The organism is Corynebacterium sp. LK10 (assembly GCF_008042455.1).
GTDB classification, from domain to species: Bacteria; Actinomycetota; Actinomycetes; order Mycobacteriales; family Mycobacteriaceae; genus Corynebacterium; species Corynebacterium jeikeium_D.
Genome location: NZ_NOVT01000021.1, coordinates 35659 through 53308, shown reverse-complemented (window position 1 = coordinate 53308; position 17650 = coordinate 35659). Strand labels below are relative to the sequence as shown.

General features: G+C 59.6%; 12 protein-coding genes. 4 read left to right on the top strand and 8 right to left on the bottom strand.

Going from position 1 to position 17650, the window contains the following annotated elements:
• Window positions 1-10 precede the first annotated feature (10 nt).
• Window positions 11-2326 (bottom strand): Tex family protein, encoded by a 2316-nt coding sequence (locus CHU70_RS08835; protein WP_187269953.1) that lies wholly within the window; start codon window positions 2324-2326, stop codon window positions 11-13.
• Between the two features lie 82 nt (window positions 2327-2408).
• Here CHU70_RS08835 and CHU70_RS08830 point away from each other — a divergent pair, with 82 nt between their 5' ends.
• The gene (locus CHU70_RS08830; protein ID WP_049171521.1) at window positions 2409-2903 is read left to right on the top strand and encodes a DUF1877 family protein; all 495 of its coding nucleotides are present in this window, start codon (window positions 2409-2411) and stop codon (window positions 2901-2903) included.
• On the opposite strand, the gene CHU70_RS08825 is transcribed toward CHU70_RS08830, so the two are convergent.
• The 4 genes from CHU70_RS08825 to rpsP form a co-directional block, all read right to left on the bottom strand.
• Window positions 2863-3510 carry a phosphatase PAP2 family protein gene (locus CHU70_RS08825; protein WP_070439622.1) on the bottom strand — a complete coding sequence of 216 codons (648 nt, stop codon included), beginning with the start codon at window positions 3508-3510 and terminating at the stop codon, window positions 2863-2865. The two genes, CHU70_RS08830 and CHU70_RS08825, sit on opposite strands and share 41 nt — an antisense overlap.
• A complete protein-coding gene (trmD, locus tag CHU70_RS08820) occupies window positions 3510-4397 on the bottom strand; it encodes a tRNA (guanosine(37)-N1)-methyltransferase TrmD (RefSeq protein ID WP_049171525.1) in 888 nt (295 codons plus the stop codon). Before trmD ends, CHU70_RS08825 begins: the two co-directional genes overlap by 1 nt.
• Window positions 4394-4888, bottom strand: a complete 495-nt coding sequence (gene rimM / locus CHU70_RS08815) for a ribosome maturation factor RimM (RefSeq protein ID WP_049171609.1) — start codon at window positions 4886-4888, stop codon at window positions 4394-4396. The genes trmD and rimM overlap by 4 nt, the downstream gene beginning before the upstream one ends.
• A 144-nt stretch (window positions 4889-5032) precedes the next feature.
• Complete coding sequence (gene rpsP, locus CHU70_RS08810; RefSeq protein ID WP_038628648.1) at window positions 5033-5515, bottom strand: 30S ribosomal protein S16; 483 nt, start codon at window positions 5513-5515, stop codon at window positions 5033-5035.
• A 298-nt stretch (window positions 5516-5813) separates the two neighbouring features.
• Here rpsP and CHU70_RS08805 point away from each other — a divergent pair, with 298 nt between their 5' ends.
• Window positions 5814-7964, top strand: coding sequence for an acyltransferase family protein (locus tag CHU70_RS08805; RefSeq protein WP_070595137.1), 2151 nt, complete (start codon window positions 5814-5816; stop codon window positions 7962-7964).
• Window positions 7965-7980: 16 nt separating this feature from the next.
• On the opposite strand, the gene ffh is transcribed toward CHU70_RS08805, so the two are convergent.
• Window positions 7981-9594, bottom strand: a complete 1614-nt coding sequence (ffh, locus tag CHU70_RS08800) for a signal recognition particle protein (protein ID WP_049189530.1) — start codon at window positions 9592-9594, stop codon at window positions 7981-7983.
• Between the two features lie 605 nt (window positions 9595-10199).
• Between ffh and CHU70_RS11250 the strand changes: the two genes are divergently transcribed.
• Both CHU70_RS11250 and CHU70_RS08790 read left to right on the top strand, forming a co-directional pair.
• The gene (locus tag CHU70_RS11250) at window positions 10200-11150 is read left to right on the top strand and encodes a hypothetical protein (protein ID WP_049194017.1); all 951 of its coding nucleotides are present in this window, start codon (window positions 10200-10202) and stop codon (window positions 11148-11150) included.
• Between the two features lie 478 nt (window positions 11151-11628).
• Window positions 11629-12378: a hypothetical protein gene (locus CHU70_RS08790; protein WP_048735495.1), complete on the top strand. Its 750-nt coding sequence runs from the start codon at window positions 11629-11631 to the stop codon at window positions 12376-12378.
• 167 nt (window positions 12379-12545) lie between these two features.
• On the opposite strand, the gene ftsY is transcribed toward CHU70_RS08790, so the two are convergent.
• Together ftsY and smc are read right to left on the bottom strand one after the other, a co-directional pair.
• Window positions 12546-14105 carry a signal recognition particle-docking protein FtsY gene (gene ftsY, locus CHU70_RS08785; RefSeq protein WP_049171536.1) on the bottom strand — a complete coding sequence of 520 codons (1560 nt, stop codon included), beginning with the start codon at window positions 14103-14105 and terminating at the stop codon, window positions 12546-12548.
• Window positions 14106-14152: 47 nt separating this feature from the next.
• A complete protein-coding gene (smc, locus tag CHU70_RS08780) occupies window positions 14153-17647 on the bottom strand; it encodes a chromosome segregation protein SMC (RefSeq protein WP_147739796.1) in 3495 nt (1164 codons plus the stop codon).
• Between the last annotated feature and the right edge of the window lie 3 nt (window positions 17648-17650).

The following is a 17650-nucleotide window of genomic DNA, read 5'->3' as shown; positions in this document are numbered from 1 at the left end:
AGATCAGGAGCTAAAAGCCTGCCCTGCGCAGCGCGTCAGCCATGGAACCGCCGCCTCCACCGCGGTTGGCTCCACCGCGCTTCTTATTCTGGGAACCACGCTTTCGGCCGCCTCCACGGCCTTCTCCGCGACCGCCGTCACGCTTTGGCTTGGCATCCGAGGCGTCGTCGTCAAGCCTGAGCGATAGACCGATGCGGTTGCGTTCGACGTCAACGTCGAGAACCTTCACCTTGACCACCTCGCCCGAGCGGACGACCTCGTGCGGGTCGGAGACGAAACCGCGGGCCATGTTGGAGACGTGGACGAGGCCGTCCTGGTGGACTCCGACGTCGACGAAGGCGCCGAAGGCCACGACGTTGGTGACGGTGCCCTCGAGAATCATGCCGGGCTGAAGATCGGAGACCTTCTCCACGCCTTCCTTGAAGGTGGCGGTGACGAACTCGGGACGCGGATCGCGGCCGGGCTTGTCCAGCTCGGTCAAGATGTCCTGGACGGTGGGCAGGCCGATACCTGCGGACTCGTCGACGAAGTCTGCAGCACGCACCTTGGACAGGACACGGGAGTTGCCGATGAGCTCCTGGACACTAACGCCGGTCGAAGCGGCGATGGCATCGACGACGCGGTAGGACTCCGGGTGCACGGCGGAGGCATCCAGCGGGTTGTTAGCGCCGTGGATGCGAAGGAAGCCGGCGCACTGCTCGAAGGCCTTCGGGCCAAGACGCGGAACCTTCAGCAGCTCCTTGCGGGAGGTGAAAGCGCCGTTTTCGTCTCGGTAAGCGACGATGTTGTCCGCAACAGTCGAGGACACGCCAGCAACGCGACCGAGCAGCGGCGCAGAGGCGGTGTTGGCCTCCACGCCGACAGCGTTGACGGCATCCTCGACCACGGCATCGAGAGAGTGCTCGAGCTTGGTCTGGGAAACGTCGTGCTGGTACTGGCCGACACCGATGGACTTCGGATCGATTTTGACGAGCTCAGCAAGCGGGTCCTGCAGGCGGCGGGCAATCGATACGGCACCGCGGAGAGATACATCCATGTCCGGGAACTCAGCTGCTGCCAGGGACGATGCGGAGTAGACGGAAGCACCGGCCTCAGAAACCACCACAGGGGTCGGCTTCTTGCCACCGGCCTGAGCTATCAGGTCAGCGATTTCGCGGGCCAGGGTTTCGGTCTCGCGGGAAGCGGTGCCGTTGCCGATGGCCATGAGCTCCACGCGGTGCGTGGCGCAGAGAGTGGCCAGTTGCTCCTTGGCGCCGGACCAGTCATTGCGCGGCTGGTGCGGGTAGACGATGGCAGTGTCGAGCACCTTGCCAGTGGAGTCGACAACGGCGCACTTAACACCATTGCGGTATCCCGGGTCCAGGCCGAGAGTGGCGCGCTGGCCAGCCGGTGCGGCCAGCAGCAGGTCACGCAGGTTACGGGCGAAGACATCCACGGCTTCGGCCTCGGCGCGCTCCTTCAGTCGAGTGCGGGCATCGAGGGCAGCGGACACCTCCAACTTGGTGCGCCAACCGAAACGAACGGCCTGGTCAATCCACTTGGAGGTACCGCCGTCGGGAAGCTCAAAGGCCTCACGGATCATGTGCTCGTAGGTCTCATCCTCACCCGCATCGATGTTGAGCGTCAGGATGCCCTCGGCCTCACCGCGCAGCACGGCCAACACGCGGTGGCTAGGCATGGTGTCCAGAGGTTCGTTGTGCTCGAAGTAGTCACGGTACTTCGCACCCGCAGTCTCCTTGCCCTCCACCACGGCAGCGGCGGCGGAACCGGAGGACCACACCTGCTCACGGACAGAGCCAACCAAATCAGCATCGGTAGCGAAGCGATCGACCAAGATGGCACGGGCACCGGTCAGAGCGTCCTTCGCATCCTTACCAGCTGCCTCGCCGTACTTAGTGGCCAGAGTCTCGGGGTCCGCGGCTGGGTCGGCCAGCAGCTCCTCCACCAGCGGTTCGTACCCGGCCTCACGTGCAATATCGGCCTTGGTCTTGCGCTTCTTCTTGTACGGCAGGTAGAGATCCTCCAACCGCGCCTTAGTGTCGCAGGCGAGGATGGCGGCCTTGAGATCGTCGTTAAGCTTTCCCTGCTCTTCAATGGCGGCGAGAATCGTTTGCTTGCGCTCTTCTAGTTCGCGCAGGTAGACGACGCGTTCCTCGATGAAACGCAGCTGTGTGTCATCGAGCCCGCCGGTTACTTCCTTGCGATAGCGGGCGATGAAAGGCACGGTGTTGCCTTCGTCGAGAAGCTTGATAGCGGCGGCGACGGCACTTTCGGCAACGTCCGCACCAGTGGCGGCGAGTTCTCGGGCAATTACTGATGAAATCACCCGGGCAACTTTACTATCGTGGAAGTACCAATTGGCGAACGCCCCACAGAAGGCTCGCAGTAATCACCGGAAAAGGAGCCCCATGAAGCAGAAACTCTGTGCCGAATACCTGCGCATCTCCGACGAGGAGGCAGCGCGGTTAGTTGAGGTCGCAGCACCTGCGGCGACCAGCGACGGCGGCACGGCGGGGCTTGTTACCGACGGCGCGGAGAAGATTATCCTGCAGCACTTCGTCGACGTTCCGGACGAAGATGCCCTGGACATCGACACGGACTGGGAGTCCCTGCTGCGCACGTTGACCGGCAATCCCATCGACGGCCAGGCACTCGGCGACCCGCTGGCGGAGGCCATCCTCGGTGCCGACCGCGTCTGCCGCAAGCCGCTGTCCGCAGTCATCCGCGCCGATCGCGTCGGCGACGTGCACCAGACGCTGGCAAGCATCGATCTTGCCGCCCGCATCACGGACAATGGTTCGCTTATCGACGAAGCCACTGCGACACAGCGGTACCGCGAACTCGTGGCCTTCTACGAGGAGACTAAGGCAGCGCGTAGCGCCGTGCTCGTGGCCATCTCCTAAGAACTAGCAGCGCAACTGCTAAGCCGATAACTCCGGCGATGAGGCCGCCGATAACATCGGTGAGCCAGTGCGCCCCGACCCACACGCGCGACAGTGCCACAGCGCCGATAAGCGCGATGATGGCCAGGTCGAGCAGCTTGCGGGCTGTGCGGCGCAATACGGGGATGGCAAGCTGCATCGCGGCCATGCCACTGGAGGTAACCGCTGCCACATGTGCAGAAGGAAACGCCGCATCGTGCAGGTTGACCAGTGAGAACTCCTCTCCCGGTCGGTCGCGGTCCAAAAACCACTTCATGGCATAAGTCACCGCAATTGACGAACCGAATGACGCCGGCAATAGCAACGCCCACGCACGGAAGCGGAACCACAGGAGTGCCGCAGCAACAAGCGTGACCGGCGCGACGTAAATCGGCCGGATAATCTCGCTCAAGGCCAGCATCACACTATCGACGCGGCCATCCCGCGCCCCATGCAGGTCACTGACCCAACCCGCAAACGACTGATCCATACTCCCCGCCAGCTGCGTCTGAGTGAACCACGCCAGCGCCCCAAGGACAGCTAGCCAACCAATGACGTGCCGAGGTCGCGCAATTCGAACACGTGCCACTAGCAGTTCTCCTCGGTTACTTCCCCAATGACTCCCTGGATTATTTCCCGGTCACGGGCGCTGAGGTCGACGTCGGCAAGCAAATCGGGACGACGTTCGGCCGTGCGGATGAGCGATTGGTCGCGCCGCCAACGGTCCACCAGCGCGTGATTGCCGCTGAGGAGAACGTCCGGCACTGTCAGTCCACGCCACTCGCGCGGCTTGGTGTAGGACGGCCCTTCGAGCAGACCGTCAGAGAAAGAGTCCTCCTCGTGGCTTTTGCGATTGCCCAACACACCCGGGATCAACCGCACGACGGACTCCGCAATCACCAGCACCGCCACTTCCCCGCCGATCAGCACATAGTCCCCAATAGAGACCTCACGCACGCGGTAACGATTAGCGGCATCATCAATAACTCGCTGGTCGATGCCCTCGTAGCGCCCGCACGCGAACACAATGTGCTCCTCGTGTGAGAACTCCTGCGCCATCTGCTGCGTAAACGGCTCGCCCGCCGGGGTCGGGACGATCAGCAGGGGCTTCGCTGAATCTTCTTCGCTTAACGACGGCACTTCCGCTGCAGCATAGGAAGATTCCTCGACCAAGCCCAGTTTCTGATCATGGCGGACATTGTCCAAATGTGGCACCGCGGACGTGAGCGACTGCTCCGCTTTCAGCGTCGCCACCTCGTCGAGGGCGGGGCCCCAGACATCCGGCTTCATAACCATGCCGGGGCCACCGCCGTAGGGCGAGTCATCCACGGCTTGATGTACACCTGGCGCCCAGTCGCGCAGGTTGTGCACTCCGACACTCAAAATGCCCTGCTCAATTGCCTTGCCCAGCAGCGCATGACGCAGTGGCTCGAGGTACTCCGGGAAGATTGTGACTACATCGAGACGTAAGCTCACAGCTCCAACAGTCCTTCCGGCGGGGTGATGGTGACAGTAGAATTCTCAAGGTCAACTTCCGGAACGATGTCCTCTACCAGAGGGATGAGTACCTCCCGGGCCCCGTCGTCAAGCGTGACTTCAAGGAGACGATGAGCGGGCGCGCGGACGATAGAAGTGACCTCGCCTATATCGGTGCCGTTATGGACTACGCGCAGGCCTTCAAGTTCAAAGTCATAAAAGTCCTCGTCTTCGAAGACGGGCTCGGCATAAAACTTCATACCCCGATGACGCTCGGCCTCATTGCGGCCCGGAATCTCCTCGAAGCGAATCAGCAAACGCCCCTGGTGCGGGCGTGCCGTTTTCACAGTCAGCTGTTCCTCACGGCCGGCCTGTACACCCAACAGCGTGGCCCCGACTGCGAAACGCCCTTCCGGATCATCCGTTGTCGCATCGACGACGACTTCCCCGCGCACACCGTGGGGCTTGATCACTCGGCCAATAAGCACCATGTCAGCTACCGACACGCGCACACTCCCTCTCTTATAAAGGCTCTGTAAAACACCCCGCGTAAAGCAAAAAGGCGCCACCCAACACTTCGTCTTGAAGTATAAGGTAGCGCCCGGATTAGCTAAGCGGCGTACTCAGCGTCCTTATTACTCGGCGTCCTCGGAAGCCTCGGACTCAGCAGCCTCAGCCTCGGCAGCCTTTGCGGCCTCCTCAGCTTCCTTAGCAGCCTTAGCTGCTTCCTTGGCCTCGCGGCGCTTAGCGGTGATGGCCTCAGCGGACGGGCCATTGTTGGCCTCTTCCAGAGCCTTGTTGAACAGCTCGAGCTTGGTCGGCTTCGGCTCAGCAACCTTCAGAGTGCCCTCTGCACCCTCGAGACCCTTGAACTTCTGCCAGTCGCCGGTGACCTTCAGCAGAGCCAGAACCGGCTCGGTCGGCTGTGCACCGACGCCCAGCCAGTACTGAACGCGCTCGGAGTCAATCTTGATGATCGACGGCTCTTCCTTCGGCTGGTAGATGCCCAGGTTCTCAATGACCGCACCGTTGCGACGGGTACGAGCATCAGCAACGACGACGCGGTACTGAGCAGTACGAATCTTACCCAGGCGCTGCAGCTTAATCTTGACTGCCATGAGGAGTTCCTCTTTCTTCTATGTCACTGGACAATACTTATGCATCCGAGCTCACGAGTAATTACTAACGAAGTGCCTCGGACCGGTTTTGCCCTTGGGATATTTACACTGCGCGTGACCACCGGGCGGCCGTGGCCGGATCCGATGAATTCGCAGTCGTGCCTCAGCTGAGGATTCTCATTGAGACAACTCGAGGTATGTTACCAGCAGTTTTTGGAAATTAACAAAACTGCGCACTCGAAACGCTGCATACCCACTAAAGCTGAACGTCGTTGACAGTGCGGTAACGTAACATTCTATGAAAACCACCGGCACCCAATATAGGTATGACTTGGACGGACTACGGGGCATTTCGATTGCCCTCGTAGTCCTTTTCCATGTTTACGTCGGCCGCGTTTCCGGTGGTGTGGACGTATTCCTCTTGCTCTCCGGGTTTTTCTTCTTCGGCGCGCAGTACCGCAATGCCATCAATCCCCGGCAGTCCATCAATCCATGGTGGAGCATCTGGCGCACGCTGCGTCGCCTAATCCCGACACTAGTGCTGGTCCTCTTTGCGACAACCCTGTTTGTCATTTACTTCATTCCATCGCTTCGCACGATCGACATTGCCCAGCAACTCCGCGCCAGCCTGCTCTACTACCAAAATTATGAACTGGCACTCCAGGGCTCGGACTACGCAGCCGCAGAGAGCGAAACCTCCCCACTGCAGCACCTGTGGTCAATGTCGGTACAGGGCGAGTTTTATCTCGGCTCCATTTTGCTCATCTCCCTACTCGCCTGGATGACGCGCTCACCCCAGATTGTCGGCGCGGTTACCTCACCGGTGGAGGCGAAGCGCACCGACGCTACCGGCGGTAAACTCCGCCGAATCCTCACTCCGTTGCTGGCAGTTATCACTCTCGGCTCGATTGCCTATGCCTTCTATATGCACTCCGAGAACCAGGGGTGGAACTACTACTCCACTGTCAGCCGCCTCTGGGAACTCTGCCTCGGCGCACTACTCGGACTGATTCTTGTCCGGGGATCCATCCCCATGCCCAAGCCACTTCGAGTGCTGTTAGCCAGCATCGGCCTCGCACTGGTAGTCTCCACCGGTTTCATCTTCGACGGCGCCGCACAGTTCCCAGGCCCTTGGACCCTATGGCCCCTCGGTGGTGCTGCGCTGATTATTATCGCCGGCCCTGAGGCGGGCTGGATCTCCAAGTTCCTGGCCAGCCGCCCAATGCGCGAAGTAGGCCAGAGCGCCTACGCGCTCTACCTGTGGCACTGGCCTCTTCTCATCCTGGCCATAAACTACCTCAACCGCGATACTCCGGGGCTGAAGCTTGGCACCGCAGTGATCGTCGTTTCCTTTATTTTGGCCAAACTCACCAACAAGTATGTCGAGCTGCCGCTGGCTCAATCGACTCGCCGACCGACCCGGACTCAGCCCGTCGTCGGCGATGCAATCCACGCAATGAAGCATCGTCGCCCGGCTCGTCGTCTAGCGGCAGTCGGCACTGTTGTCGTCATTGCGTTGGTCGGCATGTCCAGCCTTGTCAACGTGCAACAGGTGCGCGTCGATCGCGCCTCCGCCACCAGCCTAGATCCAGAGGTCTATCCAGGTGCACTCGCGCTTACCGACGGGTACGAGGTCCCCAAGGCAGCCACAAAGCCGAATACCGATTTCATCACGGACCTTTGGCCGGAACCTGCCCTCGATGGCTGCCTTGCGACAGGCGGTGAGGACGTCGGATACTTCCCGCCGAATCGCCGTTGGCGCGATGAGACCCAGCCGTGTGTCTACGGTGATCCAGATGCTAGTGACTCGATTGTCATCGTCGGCGGCTCGCACATGGAACATTGGTTTGCCCCGATTGATGCCTACGGCAAAAACAACGGGTACCGAGTGGTGGTTCTTCTCCGACAAGGCTGTCCAGCGACCTTAGAACCGATCCACGGAGTCGGCGATATCTGCGTGGCCTGGACTTTCGAGGCTCTGCAGAAAATTGACGAGATTCAGCCAGAGATGGTTTTCACCACTTCAACCAGACCCCTGTTCCAGGCGGACCCACCGCAGCCCGGCGACTACACACCGGATGGTTACGTTTCGTTTTTCGCTGCTCTACAAGAACGCGGAATTGATTTCTTCGCCATCCGCGATAACCCATGGGCGCTACGGGAGGACTTGGACCAATTCTCCCCCAGCGTATGCGAAGAAGCGGAAGAAGACTGCACTATCCACCGCAAAACTGCCCTAAATGCAGAAAATCCCGCTGAGGAGATTCTTGCGAACTTCCCCAACGGGCACAGTCTAGATTTCTCCGACATCTTCTGCGGTCCGACCACCTGCCGTAAAGTTATTGGCAATATCTACGTCTACCGCGACAGCAATCACATCACCGATGAACTAGCGGCCACTTTCAGTCCTGAAATGGACCGCCAGATTCAGAAGGCTCTGCGGGACTAGCTACTTCTAGTCCCCGCTACTTCTTGCCCTGTCCGAAGTCGAGATTGTTGAGGTCAAAGTCCTCCATACCTTCTGGCAGCTGATTACCCATCTGCTTCTGCAGCTTCTGCAGTTCAGCCATGCTAGGCATACCCGGTATGCCCTGCATACCTGGCATTCCAGGCATACCGGGCATTCCGCCACCGCGCATTGCCTTCGGCGGCGTTGGACCACGGTTAGCGCCCTTGCGCTTATTCTTGCCCTTGCCCTTTCGACCACGCTTGGCCTTGCGGTTCGATGGGCGACCACCGCCCATACCAAATCGGCCGGCCATCTGCGCCATCATCTTCCGCGCCTCATTGAAACGCTCGATGAGCTGGTTAACCTCTGAAACGGACACACCGGAACCGTTGGCGATACGACGACGTCGTGAAGCATTCAGAATCTTCGGATTCTCGCGCTCTTCCGGAGTCATACCGCGGATAATCGCCTCGATGCGGTCAAGCTGCTTTTCGTCGACCATTTCCGCGGCCTTGGACATTTCCGCGCCGCCGGGGAGCATCTTGAGGATGTTGCCGATTGGGCCCATCTTGCGGACCATCATCATCTGCTCGAGGAAGTCCTCGAGAGTCAGCTCACCGGAACCAATCTTCTGGGCGGACTTGGCAGCCTGCTCATGATCGATTTCCTTGGAAGCGACCTCAACCAACGTCTTTAGGTCACCCATCCCCAGGATGCGGCTGGCCATACGGTCTGGGTGGAAGACGTCAAAGTCCTCCAACTTCTCGCCCGTGGAGGCGAACAGAATCGGCTTACCGGTGACCTCACGGATAGACAGTGCAGCGCCACCGCGCGCGTCGCCATCGAGCTTGGTCAGTACAACGCCGGTGAAGTCAACGCCGTCTCGGAAGGCCTTGGCGGTCTCTACCGCGTCCTGACCAATCATGGAGTCGATGACAAACAGAACTTCATGCGGGTTGATGGCATCGCGAATGTCGCGGGCCTGCTTCATCAGAACCTCATCGATACCCAGGCGACCTGCGGTATCGATAATCACCACATCGTGGCGATGCTGGCGAGCATAAGCGAGGCCACGGAACGCGGCGTCAACTGGATTGTCCTCGCTGGTGCCCATTTCATGGGTGGAATCGAGGCTGGTGCCCGGGAACGGTGCGAAGCACGGCACGCCTGCACGCTCAGCGACAATTTCCAGCTGCTGCACCGCGCCCGGACGCTGCAGGTCACAGGCGACGAGGACCGGGGTGTGCCCCTGATCCGTGAGGTACCTGGCCAATTTACCGGCCAAGGTGGTCTTACCAGCGCCCTGCAGACCGGCCAGCATGATAACCGTTGGTGGCTGCTTCGACATATTCAGCCGTCGAGTCTCGCCACCGAGGATGTTAATCAGTTCCTCATTGACGACCTCAATAATCTGGTTTGCCGGGTTGACAGTCTGGCTGCCAATAATTTCGTTAGCGCGTTCCTTGATGCGCTTGATGAAGGTACGGACAACCTCGAGGGAGACATCGGCTTCCAGAAGAGCCAGCCGAATCTCGCGGGCGGTGGCGTTAATATCCGCCTCAGTCAGGCGGCCCTTCCCGCCCAGCCCCCGCAGGGCACCCGTCAAACGATCGGAAAGAGACTCAAACAAGTTTCCAGCTCCCCTTTTGCCTTGTTTTTTCTTAACTGTTCTACCGTACCCGCTGGATACTCCATTTGGCACATATCTACAGCTTCGCCTATCGACAACGATTGCAGCCCACCCACCCTAAATGCCCCGATTCGGGTGTAACCAATAGGAAGTAAGAAATAGCAATAGGATGAAGCTCTTTTGTACTCAAGGACGTTAGATTACTGTTCGTTATTTTAATGTGACAATTAAACGAGCCTCCAGATATGAATGCCCTACTGCATAAAGAACGTTTATCCAACCCAGTTACCACCAGCTAGGTAACAGAAAGATAACGCCAGTGGCTAGCTTTTGCTAAGGCCACCCTTAGTAAGAACCTCCCCCGGAATGGTGTAAGCCAAATAGCAAACCGGCGGCATTGCAGCAGGTCAAAGCACGCCACTGCGCACCTGATGTTATTCCTATAACTACCTCCAATACCGTTCATATATCAACCAGTTTATGGTTAATCATGAACCTAGTTAACCGCAGTTGGCCTGGTTTTATTTTCCGCCGTGCACGATGAGGGATGAACGGCGAAATCATATTCATTGGTCTCTGACCGTTTGACTCCTTGAGAGGTTTTCATGAAGAAGTTCACCACGGCTATCGCCGCCGCTGCCTTCTCCGCCAGCATGATTGCAAGCGCAGGCACCGCTACTGCACAGATTCCGGACTCAATGCCGACCGAGTGCCCCGCCGGCCAGCACTTTGAGAACGTCGGAGGCACTTTCCAGTGCGTCGCAGACCAGCCTGAGCAGGATTCCACTGACGGAATTCCGGCCCCAATGCCGGACAAGTGCCCAGACGGCCAGCACTTTGAGAACGTCGGCGGAACCTTCCAGTGCGTCGCGGACCAGGAAGCTCCTAAGCCCGAAACACCGGGCGACAATGAGTCCCAGCCGGGCGACCCCGGAAACCCAGGCATTTCTGATAAGCAGTGCCCGGAGGGCGAGCACTTCGACATGAGCAAGCCAGTTCCAGGCAACCCGAATGTCTTCGGTGTCTGCGTCAAGGACGAGGCGAAGCCGGACACTGACAAGCCAGGCACGGACAAGCCGGACACCGAGAAGCCAGGCAAGGACGGCAAGGACGGTAAGCCGGGCAAGGACGGCAAGGACGGTAAGGACGGTAAGCCAGGCAAGGACGGTAAGCCGGGCAAGGATAGCAAGGACGGTAAGCCAGGCAAGGACGGTAAGCCGGGCAAGGACGGCAAGGATGTCAAGGTAAACGTTGACATCAAGATCTCTGCTGAGTGCAAGAACGAAAACAAGTGCACGAAGGAAGAGAAGAAGGCCAAGGAAAAGGCCGAGAAGAAGGCTTCCGAGTCCAAGAAGACGACCTCTTCCGAGAATGTAAAGAAGGTTTCGGACTCCAAGAAGTCTGAGCAGAATACCTCGGAGTCCAAGAAGGCTTCTTCGACTCAGAGCACTGGCCTGGCAGCCACCGGCGTTGACGCCACCACCCTGGGCGGAGCCGCTCTGGTTCTCCTTGTCGGCGGTGTCGCCGCTACCCGCATCGCCCGCAAGAACCGCTAAGAAGCTTGGGGTTCTACCCCGGTAACGAAACATAAAATGCTCCTGATGCCTATTTAGCATCGGGAGCATTTTTGTGCGCCATACCTCCGAAAAGTCATAGCTCCTATAGCCCGAAGCATAAAACCTCACAGGCACCGATTTTTTACCGAACCTCTACGCCCCATCCACCTTTCACCACCCGACACAATCAGGTACCACGCTTCGCTAGCGAAGACAGAAAAGCCCCCTACCGAGTCGACAGTGACTGGTTCTATAAACGCCCTACCCACAACGGGTGTACACACTCAGCGTTGTAAATATAAGTTCCCACTTCCCCTTACTGGGGTTTGGACAAGTCAACAATTTCTCTTTACCCCCCCCTTCCCAAACCCATACCACCAAAGACTGTAATTAGTTATTCGAATCAAAAGTGTGAACAGTGTTCCCCCTTAAGTCCTTTGATTGCAGGGCTTTCCTATAGACATTGTGAGGTTTCCAAATGAAGAAGCTCTCTTCGACCATGGTGGCCGCTGCCGCTTCAGCCGGCATGCTCATCGGCGTTGGCGCCGCCACCGCACAGATTCCTGACCCCGCCCCGTCGGAATGCCCCGCCGGTCAACATTTTGAAAATGTTGGCGGTACTTTCCAGTGTGTAGATGACGCTGCAAATCCGGATCCAGGAGGTTCATCGAACGATGGCATTCCACCGGGCGTTGAGGACACCCAGACCTGTCCCGACGGTTCCCCGCGTGACATGAGTAAGATTGACCCGGCAACCGGGGCTTACGGTGCTTGTGGCACTTCAGATGATTCCGGCCCAACTCCGGAGCCTGATGAAGATGCCCCAGAAAATGACGGAATTCCGCCGGGAGTTGATGACACCGCAACGTGCCCCGACGGTTCCCCGCGTGATATGAGCAAGATCGACCCGGCAACCGGAGTCTACGGCTACTGTCCGACCTCCGATGACGAAACTCCGGGCGACGATGAGAACCCAGGCGATGACGCTCCGGGCGACGATGAAAACCCAGGTGACGAACAGCCCGGGGAGGACGAGAATCCTGGGGAGGAAAATCCAGGCGACAAGCCCGACACCCCTAAGAATGACGGTAAGCAAACCGGGACCAAGAACACTGGGCTAGCAGTCACTGGTGTTCAGGCGACTGCCCTCGGCGGTGCCGCTCTTGCACTCTTGGTCGGTGGCGTGGCAGCTACCCGCCTCGCACGCAAGAATTCTAAGGATTCCTAGCACAACTCTCCGCTAGATTCCTAGCACCTCAACATTAAAGGCCCCGGAGCCCCGCGTATCCTCTACAGAAATCTACGCGGTGGCTCCGAGGCCTTTATTTTTGCCGGGGGCAACGGGCGACGCTGTACTCACCAATCGATGGAAAATTCACTCATCGATGTTAGTTACTATTTGCGGCCGCCGAGCAGTGCGTCTACGAAGCTCTCCGGCTCAAACGGCGCCAGGTGGTCAGCACCTTCACCAAGGCCAACCAACTTCACCGGCACACCGAGCTCGTTTTGCACCTGGAATACAATGCCGCCCTTCGCGGTACCGTCCAGCTTGGTCAGGGCAACGCCGGTGATGTCTACTACATCCCGGAACGTACGAGCTTGCAGTAGACCATTTTGGCCAACCGTCGCGTCCAAAACCAGGATGACTTCGTCAACCTGAGCCTTCTTCTCCACCACGCGCTTAATCTTGTCCAGTTGGTCCATCAGACCGACCTTGGTGTGCAGGCGGCCGGCGGTGTCGATGAGCACCACATCAGCGCCGGACTCGATACCGTGAGCAACTGCCTCAAATGCAATAGAAGCAGGATCGGCGCCTTCAGCGCCGCGAACGGTCTCCGCGCCAACGCGTCGCCCCCAGGTCTCCAGCTGGTCGGCTGCAGCAGCACGGAAGGTATCCGCTGCGCCGAGAACAACACGGTGGCCACCGGCGACCAGTACACGAGCCAGCTTGCCCGTCGTCGTGGTCTTACCTGTGCCGTTGACACCGACTACCAGAATCACTGCGGGCTTGCCCTCGTGCGGAAGTGCGCGGATGGAGCGGTCCATCTCAGGCTTGCACTCCTCAATCAACACCTCACGCAGCAGGGCGCGCACTTGCTCTTCCGTGCTCACCTTCTGGCTGGCAATACGCTCGCGCAGCTTATCGACGACACGCTGCGTCGCAGCCGCACCGAGGTCAGCCATAACCAGGATGTCTTCAACCTCTTCCCACGCGTCCTCATCAAGGTCACCCGCGCCCAAGATGCCGAGCACAGACTGGCCAATTGCATTCTGCGACCGTGACAGACGACCGCGCAGGCGGCCCAGACGTCCCTCAGCCGGGTCGATGGAGTCAATCTGCTGTTCTGCTTCTGGCTCTGGCGTCGGCTCCGGCGCAGCTTCCGGCTCCGGCTCTGGCGTCGGTTCTGGTTCGGGAGTCGGCTCCGGCTCCAGCTCCGGTTCAGGAGCAGGAACTACCTCTACCTCAGGCTCTGCTTCGGGCTCTGGTTGTGGTTCCGGCTCGGGCTCTGATTCCTCTTCCCCGGCCGTTGGCAAATCGATTGGGATTTCCCGCATTACGCGGTCATAATCCCCCTCCATTTCGGTGGGGTTATCCGGAATAACCAGTCGACCTTCTGGTTTCAGCAGTGAACCGTCCGGCTGATCGGCAGGTATATCAGCCTGCTTTTCCTCTGGCTCCGGGGCCTGCTTTTCAATCGGCTTTTCCGCCGGTTTCGGCATCGGTTTTTCAACCGGCTGCTTCTCGCGGGTATCAGTCCCACCACCGGCCGGAGCGAAGTTAAAACCACTAGTGGCCTGGTAATTTCCAGACTTCTCCTGCTGGGTGAGTTCCTTAGTATCTTCCTTCGCAAAGGAAATGCGCTGGTTCTTCCTGCGGACATAGCCCACAACAAAGAGCAGCGCGATAATAACGACAATCGCGACGACAAGGAGTATCCACTGAGTTGGAGTCATAACTCTCATTATGCAGTATCAACGACTCTTCCTCACTTACTCCGCGCTTACTCCGCTCCTGTCGACGGAGTTGCGGATGCCGGTGACATTCGCTGCGAGATTACTCGAGTCACACCATCGCCCCGCATGGTCACGCCGTAGAGCACATTCGCAACGTCCATTGTTGGCTTCTGGTGCGTAATGACAATCAGCTGACTGGTCGCGCGGAGTTCCTCGAGCAGCGCAATAAGGCGACGCAGGTTAACGTCGTCAAGCGCGGCTTCCACCTCGTCGAGTACGTAAAAGGGACTCGGGCGCGCGCGGAAAATAGCGACGAGCATTGCCAGCGCCGTCAGCGACTTCTCGCCGCCGGAGAGCAACGACAGCCGCTTAACCTTTTTGCCCGGCGGGCGGGCTTCAACCTCGATACCTGTCGTGAGCAGGTTGTCCGGCTCGGTGAGAACCAGTCGTCCGTCGCCGCCCGGGAAAAGCGTTTGAAAGACTGCGGGGAATTCTGCCTCGACATCGTTCCACGCGTCTGTGAAGAGCTGCAGGATCGTGGCATCGACTTCCTCGACAACAACGGTGAGGTCCTGGCGGGCCTTGAGGACATCATCGAGCTGCGTGGATAGGAAAGAGTAGCGCTCCTCCATCGCCTTATACTCCTCCAGCGCCAACGGGTTGACGCGGCCGAGCACACGCAGATCCTTCTCCGCCTGTTTGAGCTGCTTCGTCACGGCTGCGCGGTCGAAGTTCTCATCAGGAGCAAAGTCCGCGAGCAGGTCATCGACAGACAGCCCCAACTGGTCGACGATGCGCTCTGCAGCCTCGGTCACGCGGACCTGCGCCTGCGCACGGGCGATGTCGCCCTGGTGCGCGGAATCCGTTAGCTGTGCCAGCTCACGTTGCGCCGCATTTGCCTCCGTCCGGGCCGCTGATAGTGCCTGCGACACTGTCTTCTTCTGCGCCTCGGCATCGTCGCGATCGGCCTCTGCCCGCGCCAACGACACGTTGACCTTCGCATGCAAATCCTCAGCCAGCTCCGCGACAACTTCTGCCAATTCGCGCTGGGCAACCTTCGCCATCTGCGCCTGCTCATGGCGGGCCTTCGCTACGCGCTCCGATGCAGCCTGGCGACGGAGCCGCTCGGCCTTGCCTCGTACACTCGACAGTCGCTCCTCTGCCGTACGCAGCGACAGACGCGCCTCTGTTTCCATGGCGCGCACAGCCGTCAGCGCCTCCGAGGCACGGTCACGTTCGCTTGTCGACGGTTCCCCCTCCTCGGGGTCACGGTCAACGCGAGCTAAGCGGTCTGCGACCACCGCCAACTCCTTCTGGAGCTTCGTTACTCGGTCCGCGGCTTCGGCTCCGCGCTGCTCAGCGCGTTCGGCATCATGCACCACGCCGGACAGCTGCGCTGTGGCCCGAGTTCGGGCATCCGTGAGGACCTTCATACGACTCTGGTGTTCACGCAGCGCAGCACGGGCGGCCGCCGCGTCCGTGCGGCGGTCCTCTTCTTCGGCCTGTGCACCGGAGAGCACACCACCGAGGTCACTCAAACGCACCTGTGCTTCTGCTAGTTCTTCGCGAGTCTTAGCAATGTCGGCGGCGATTTCCACACCTGATGCAGTGCCACCAGCACCGCCAGCTACCCAACCAGAGCCACGCAGCACACCATCGCGGTCAACAACGCGCAGTCGAGTATCCTGGGTCACCAGCTCACGGGCGACGTGCTCGTCGTCGCAGGCCACGACGTCAACGAGCAGAGAGGTCAACGAACCCGAAAGCTCCGCGGGCACTGTCACATGATCGAGCAGCCAGGATGCCTGTGCGGGCAGAGTGATGTCCAAGCGCCAAGAGTCGGATGCATCCGCAGAATTGATAACAACGGCACTGCCCTTGCCCGTGGCCACAAGCTCGTCGATAAGCGAATCTCCACTGCCCTCGCTGACCAGTGCTTCGGCGGCCGCGCCGAGGGCGGCAGTGAGCGCTTTTTCCCAGCCAGCGTCGACATCGATGACTTCAGAGAGAACGCCGAGTTCGTGTTTTTCACGTAGCCACGCGGTGCCGTCGTTGGCAGCGGCGGTGCGGGCGGTCTCCAGAGCTTCGATGCGGGCGGACAGACCTGAGACGCTGCGCTCGAGGTCGCGCTCGTCAGCGCGGAGTTCTTTCAACCGTGTAGAGGCCAGCTCTGCTTCCCGGTTGGCCTGTTCATAAGCACTCTGCAGCTCGGGACCTTCGAATTCTGCCTCGGCTAGCTCCTGCGCGGCGTTTTCCACAGCTTCGGTGGCATCGGCACGGCGTTCGTCGGCCTCATTGGTTTGCTCGGCAAGGCGTGCAGCTTCGGCCTCGGCGGCTTCCAAGCGGGTGCGCAGAGATTCTTCTGCGGAAATGAGACGAACCACGCCTTCGCGACGGTCGGCGATTGCGCGAACGGCCGCGAGGTGCTCCGCTTCGGCTTCGCGGAAAGTCTCCTCGGCATCGAAGAGCGTTTCGCGGATTTCCTCCAGTTTTTCGCGGGCCTCTGCCTCAGCCTCAGCGAGCGTGGCTTCTTCGGTGGCGGCGTCGTCGGCACGCTGCTCCAGGAAGTCCGGGTCTGGGCCTACCCACGGAGCGACGGAGTGGTCGGCCGCGCGATCGGCGGCGATGCGGGCCGTCGCTTGAATACGCTCACCGAGTGCGGAGAGACGAAACCACAAATCACGGGCAGCATCGGCAGCTGGAGTGATGTCCTCCAGTTCGGCTTCGAGTTCTGCAGTGCGCTCAGCGGCAATCTCGGCTCGCTCCGTGGCGGCCTCCACCTTTTCCTCAATGAGCTTGGCTTGACCAGCAATGTCATTGAGGCTGTCCTGCAAATCCACGAAGTCCGCGGCAGCCAAACGCAACTTGGCGTCGCGCAGGTCTGCCTGCACAGTCTGGGCGCGAGAGGCGGCCTCAGCCTGACGCTTCAGCGGTTTGAGCTGACGGGCAAGCTCACCTGTCAGATCCTGCAGACGGTCGAGATTGGCCTGCATCGACTGGAGTTTGCGCTGCGCTTTCTCCTTGCGGCGGCGGTGCTTGAGCACACCCGCTGCTTCTTCGATAAACGCACGACGCTCCTCTGGCCGCGACTCCAGAATCTGCGAAAGCCGACCCTGGCCGACGATGATGTGCATCTCGCGGCCAATGCCGGTGTCGCTGAGGAGCTCTTGGACATCCATGAGGCGGACGCGAGAACCGTTGATTTCGTACTCACTTGCGCCGTCGCGGTACATGCGACGCGTGACAGAGACTTCCTTATATTGAATGGGAAGTGCCCCATCGGAATTGTCGATGGTAAGAGTGACCTCCGCGCGCCCCAAAGGCTTTCGCCCGGAGGTTCCCGCGAAGATGACATCTTCCATTTTGCCGCCACGGAGGGTCTTGGCGGAATGCTCACCCATAACCCACGCGAGGGCATCGACGACATTCGACTTACCAGATCCATTCGGGCCGACAACTGCGCAGATGCCGGGCTCGAATTTCATCGTCGTCGCCGAAGCGAAGGATTTAAAGCCCTTCAGAGTCAGCGATTTCAAATACATGGG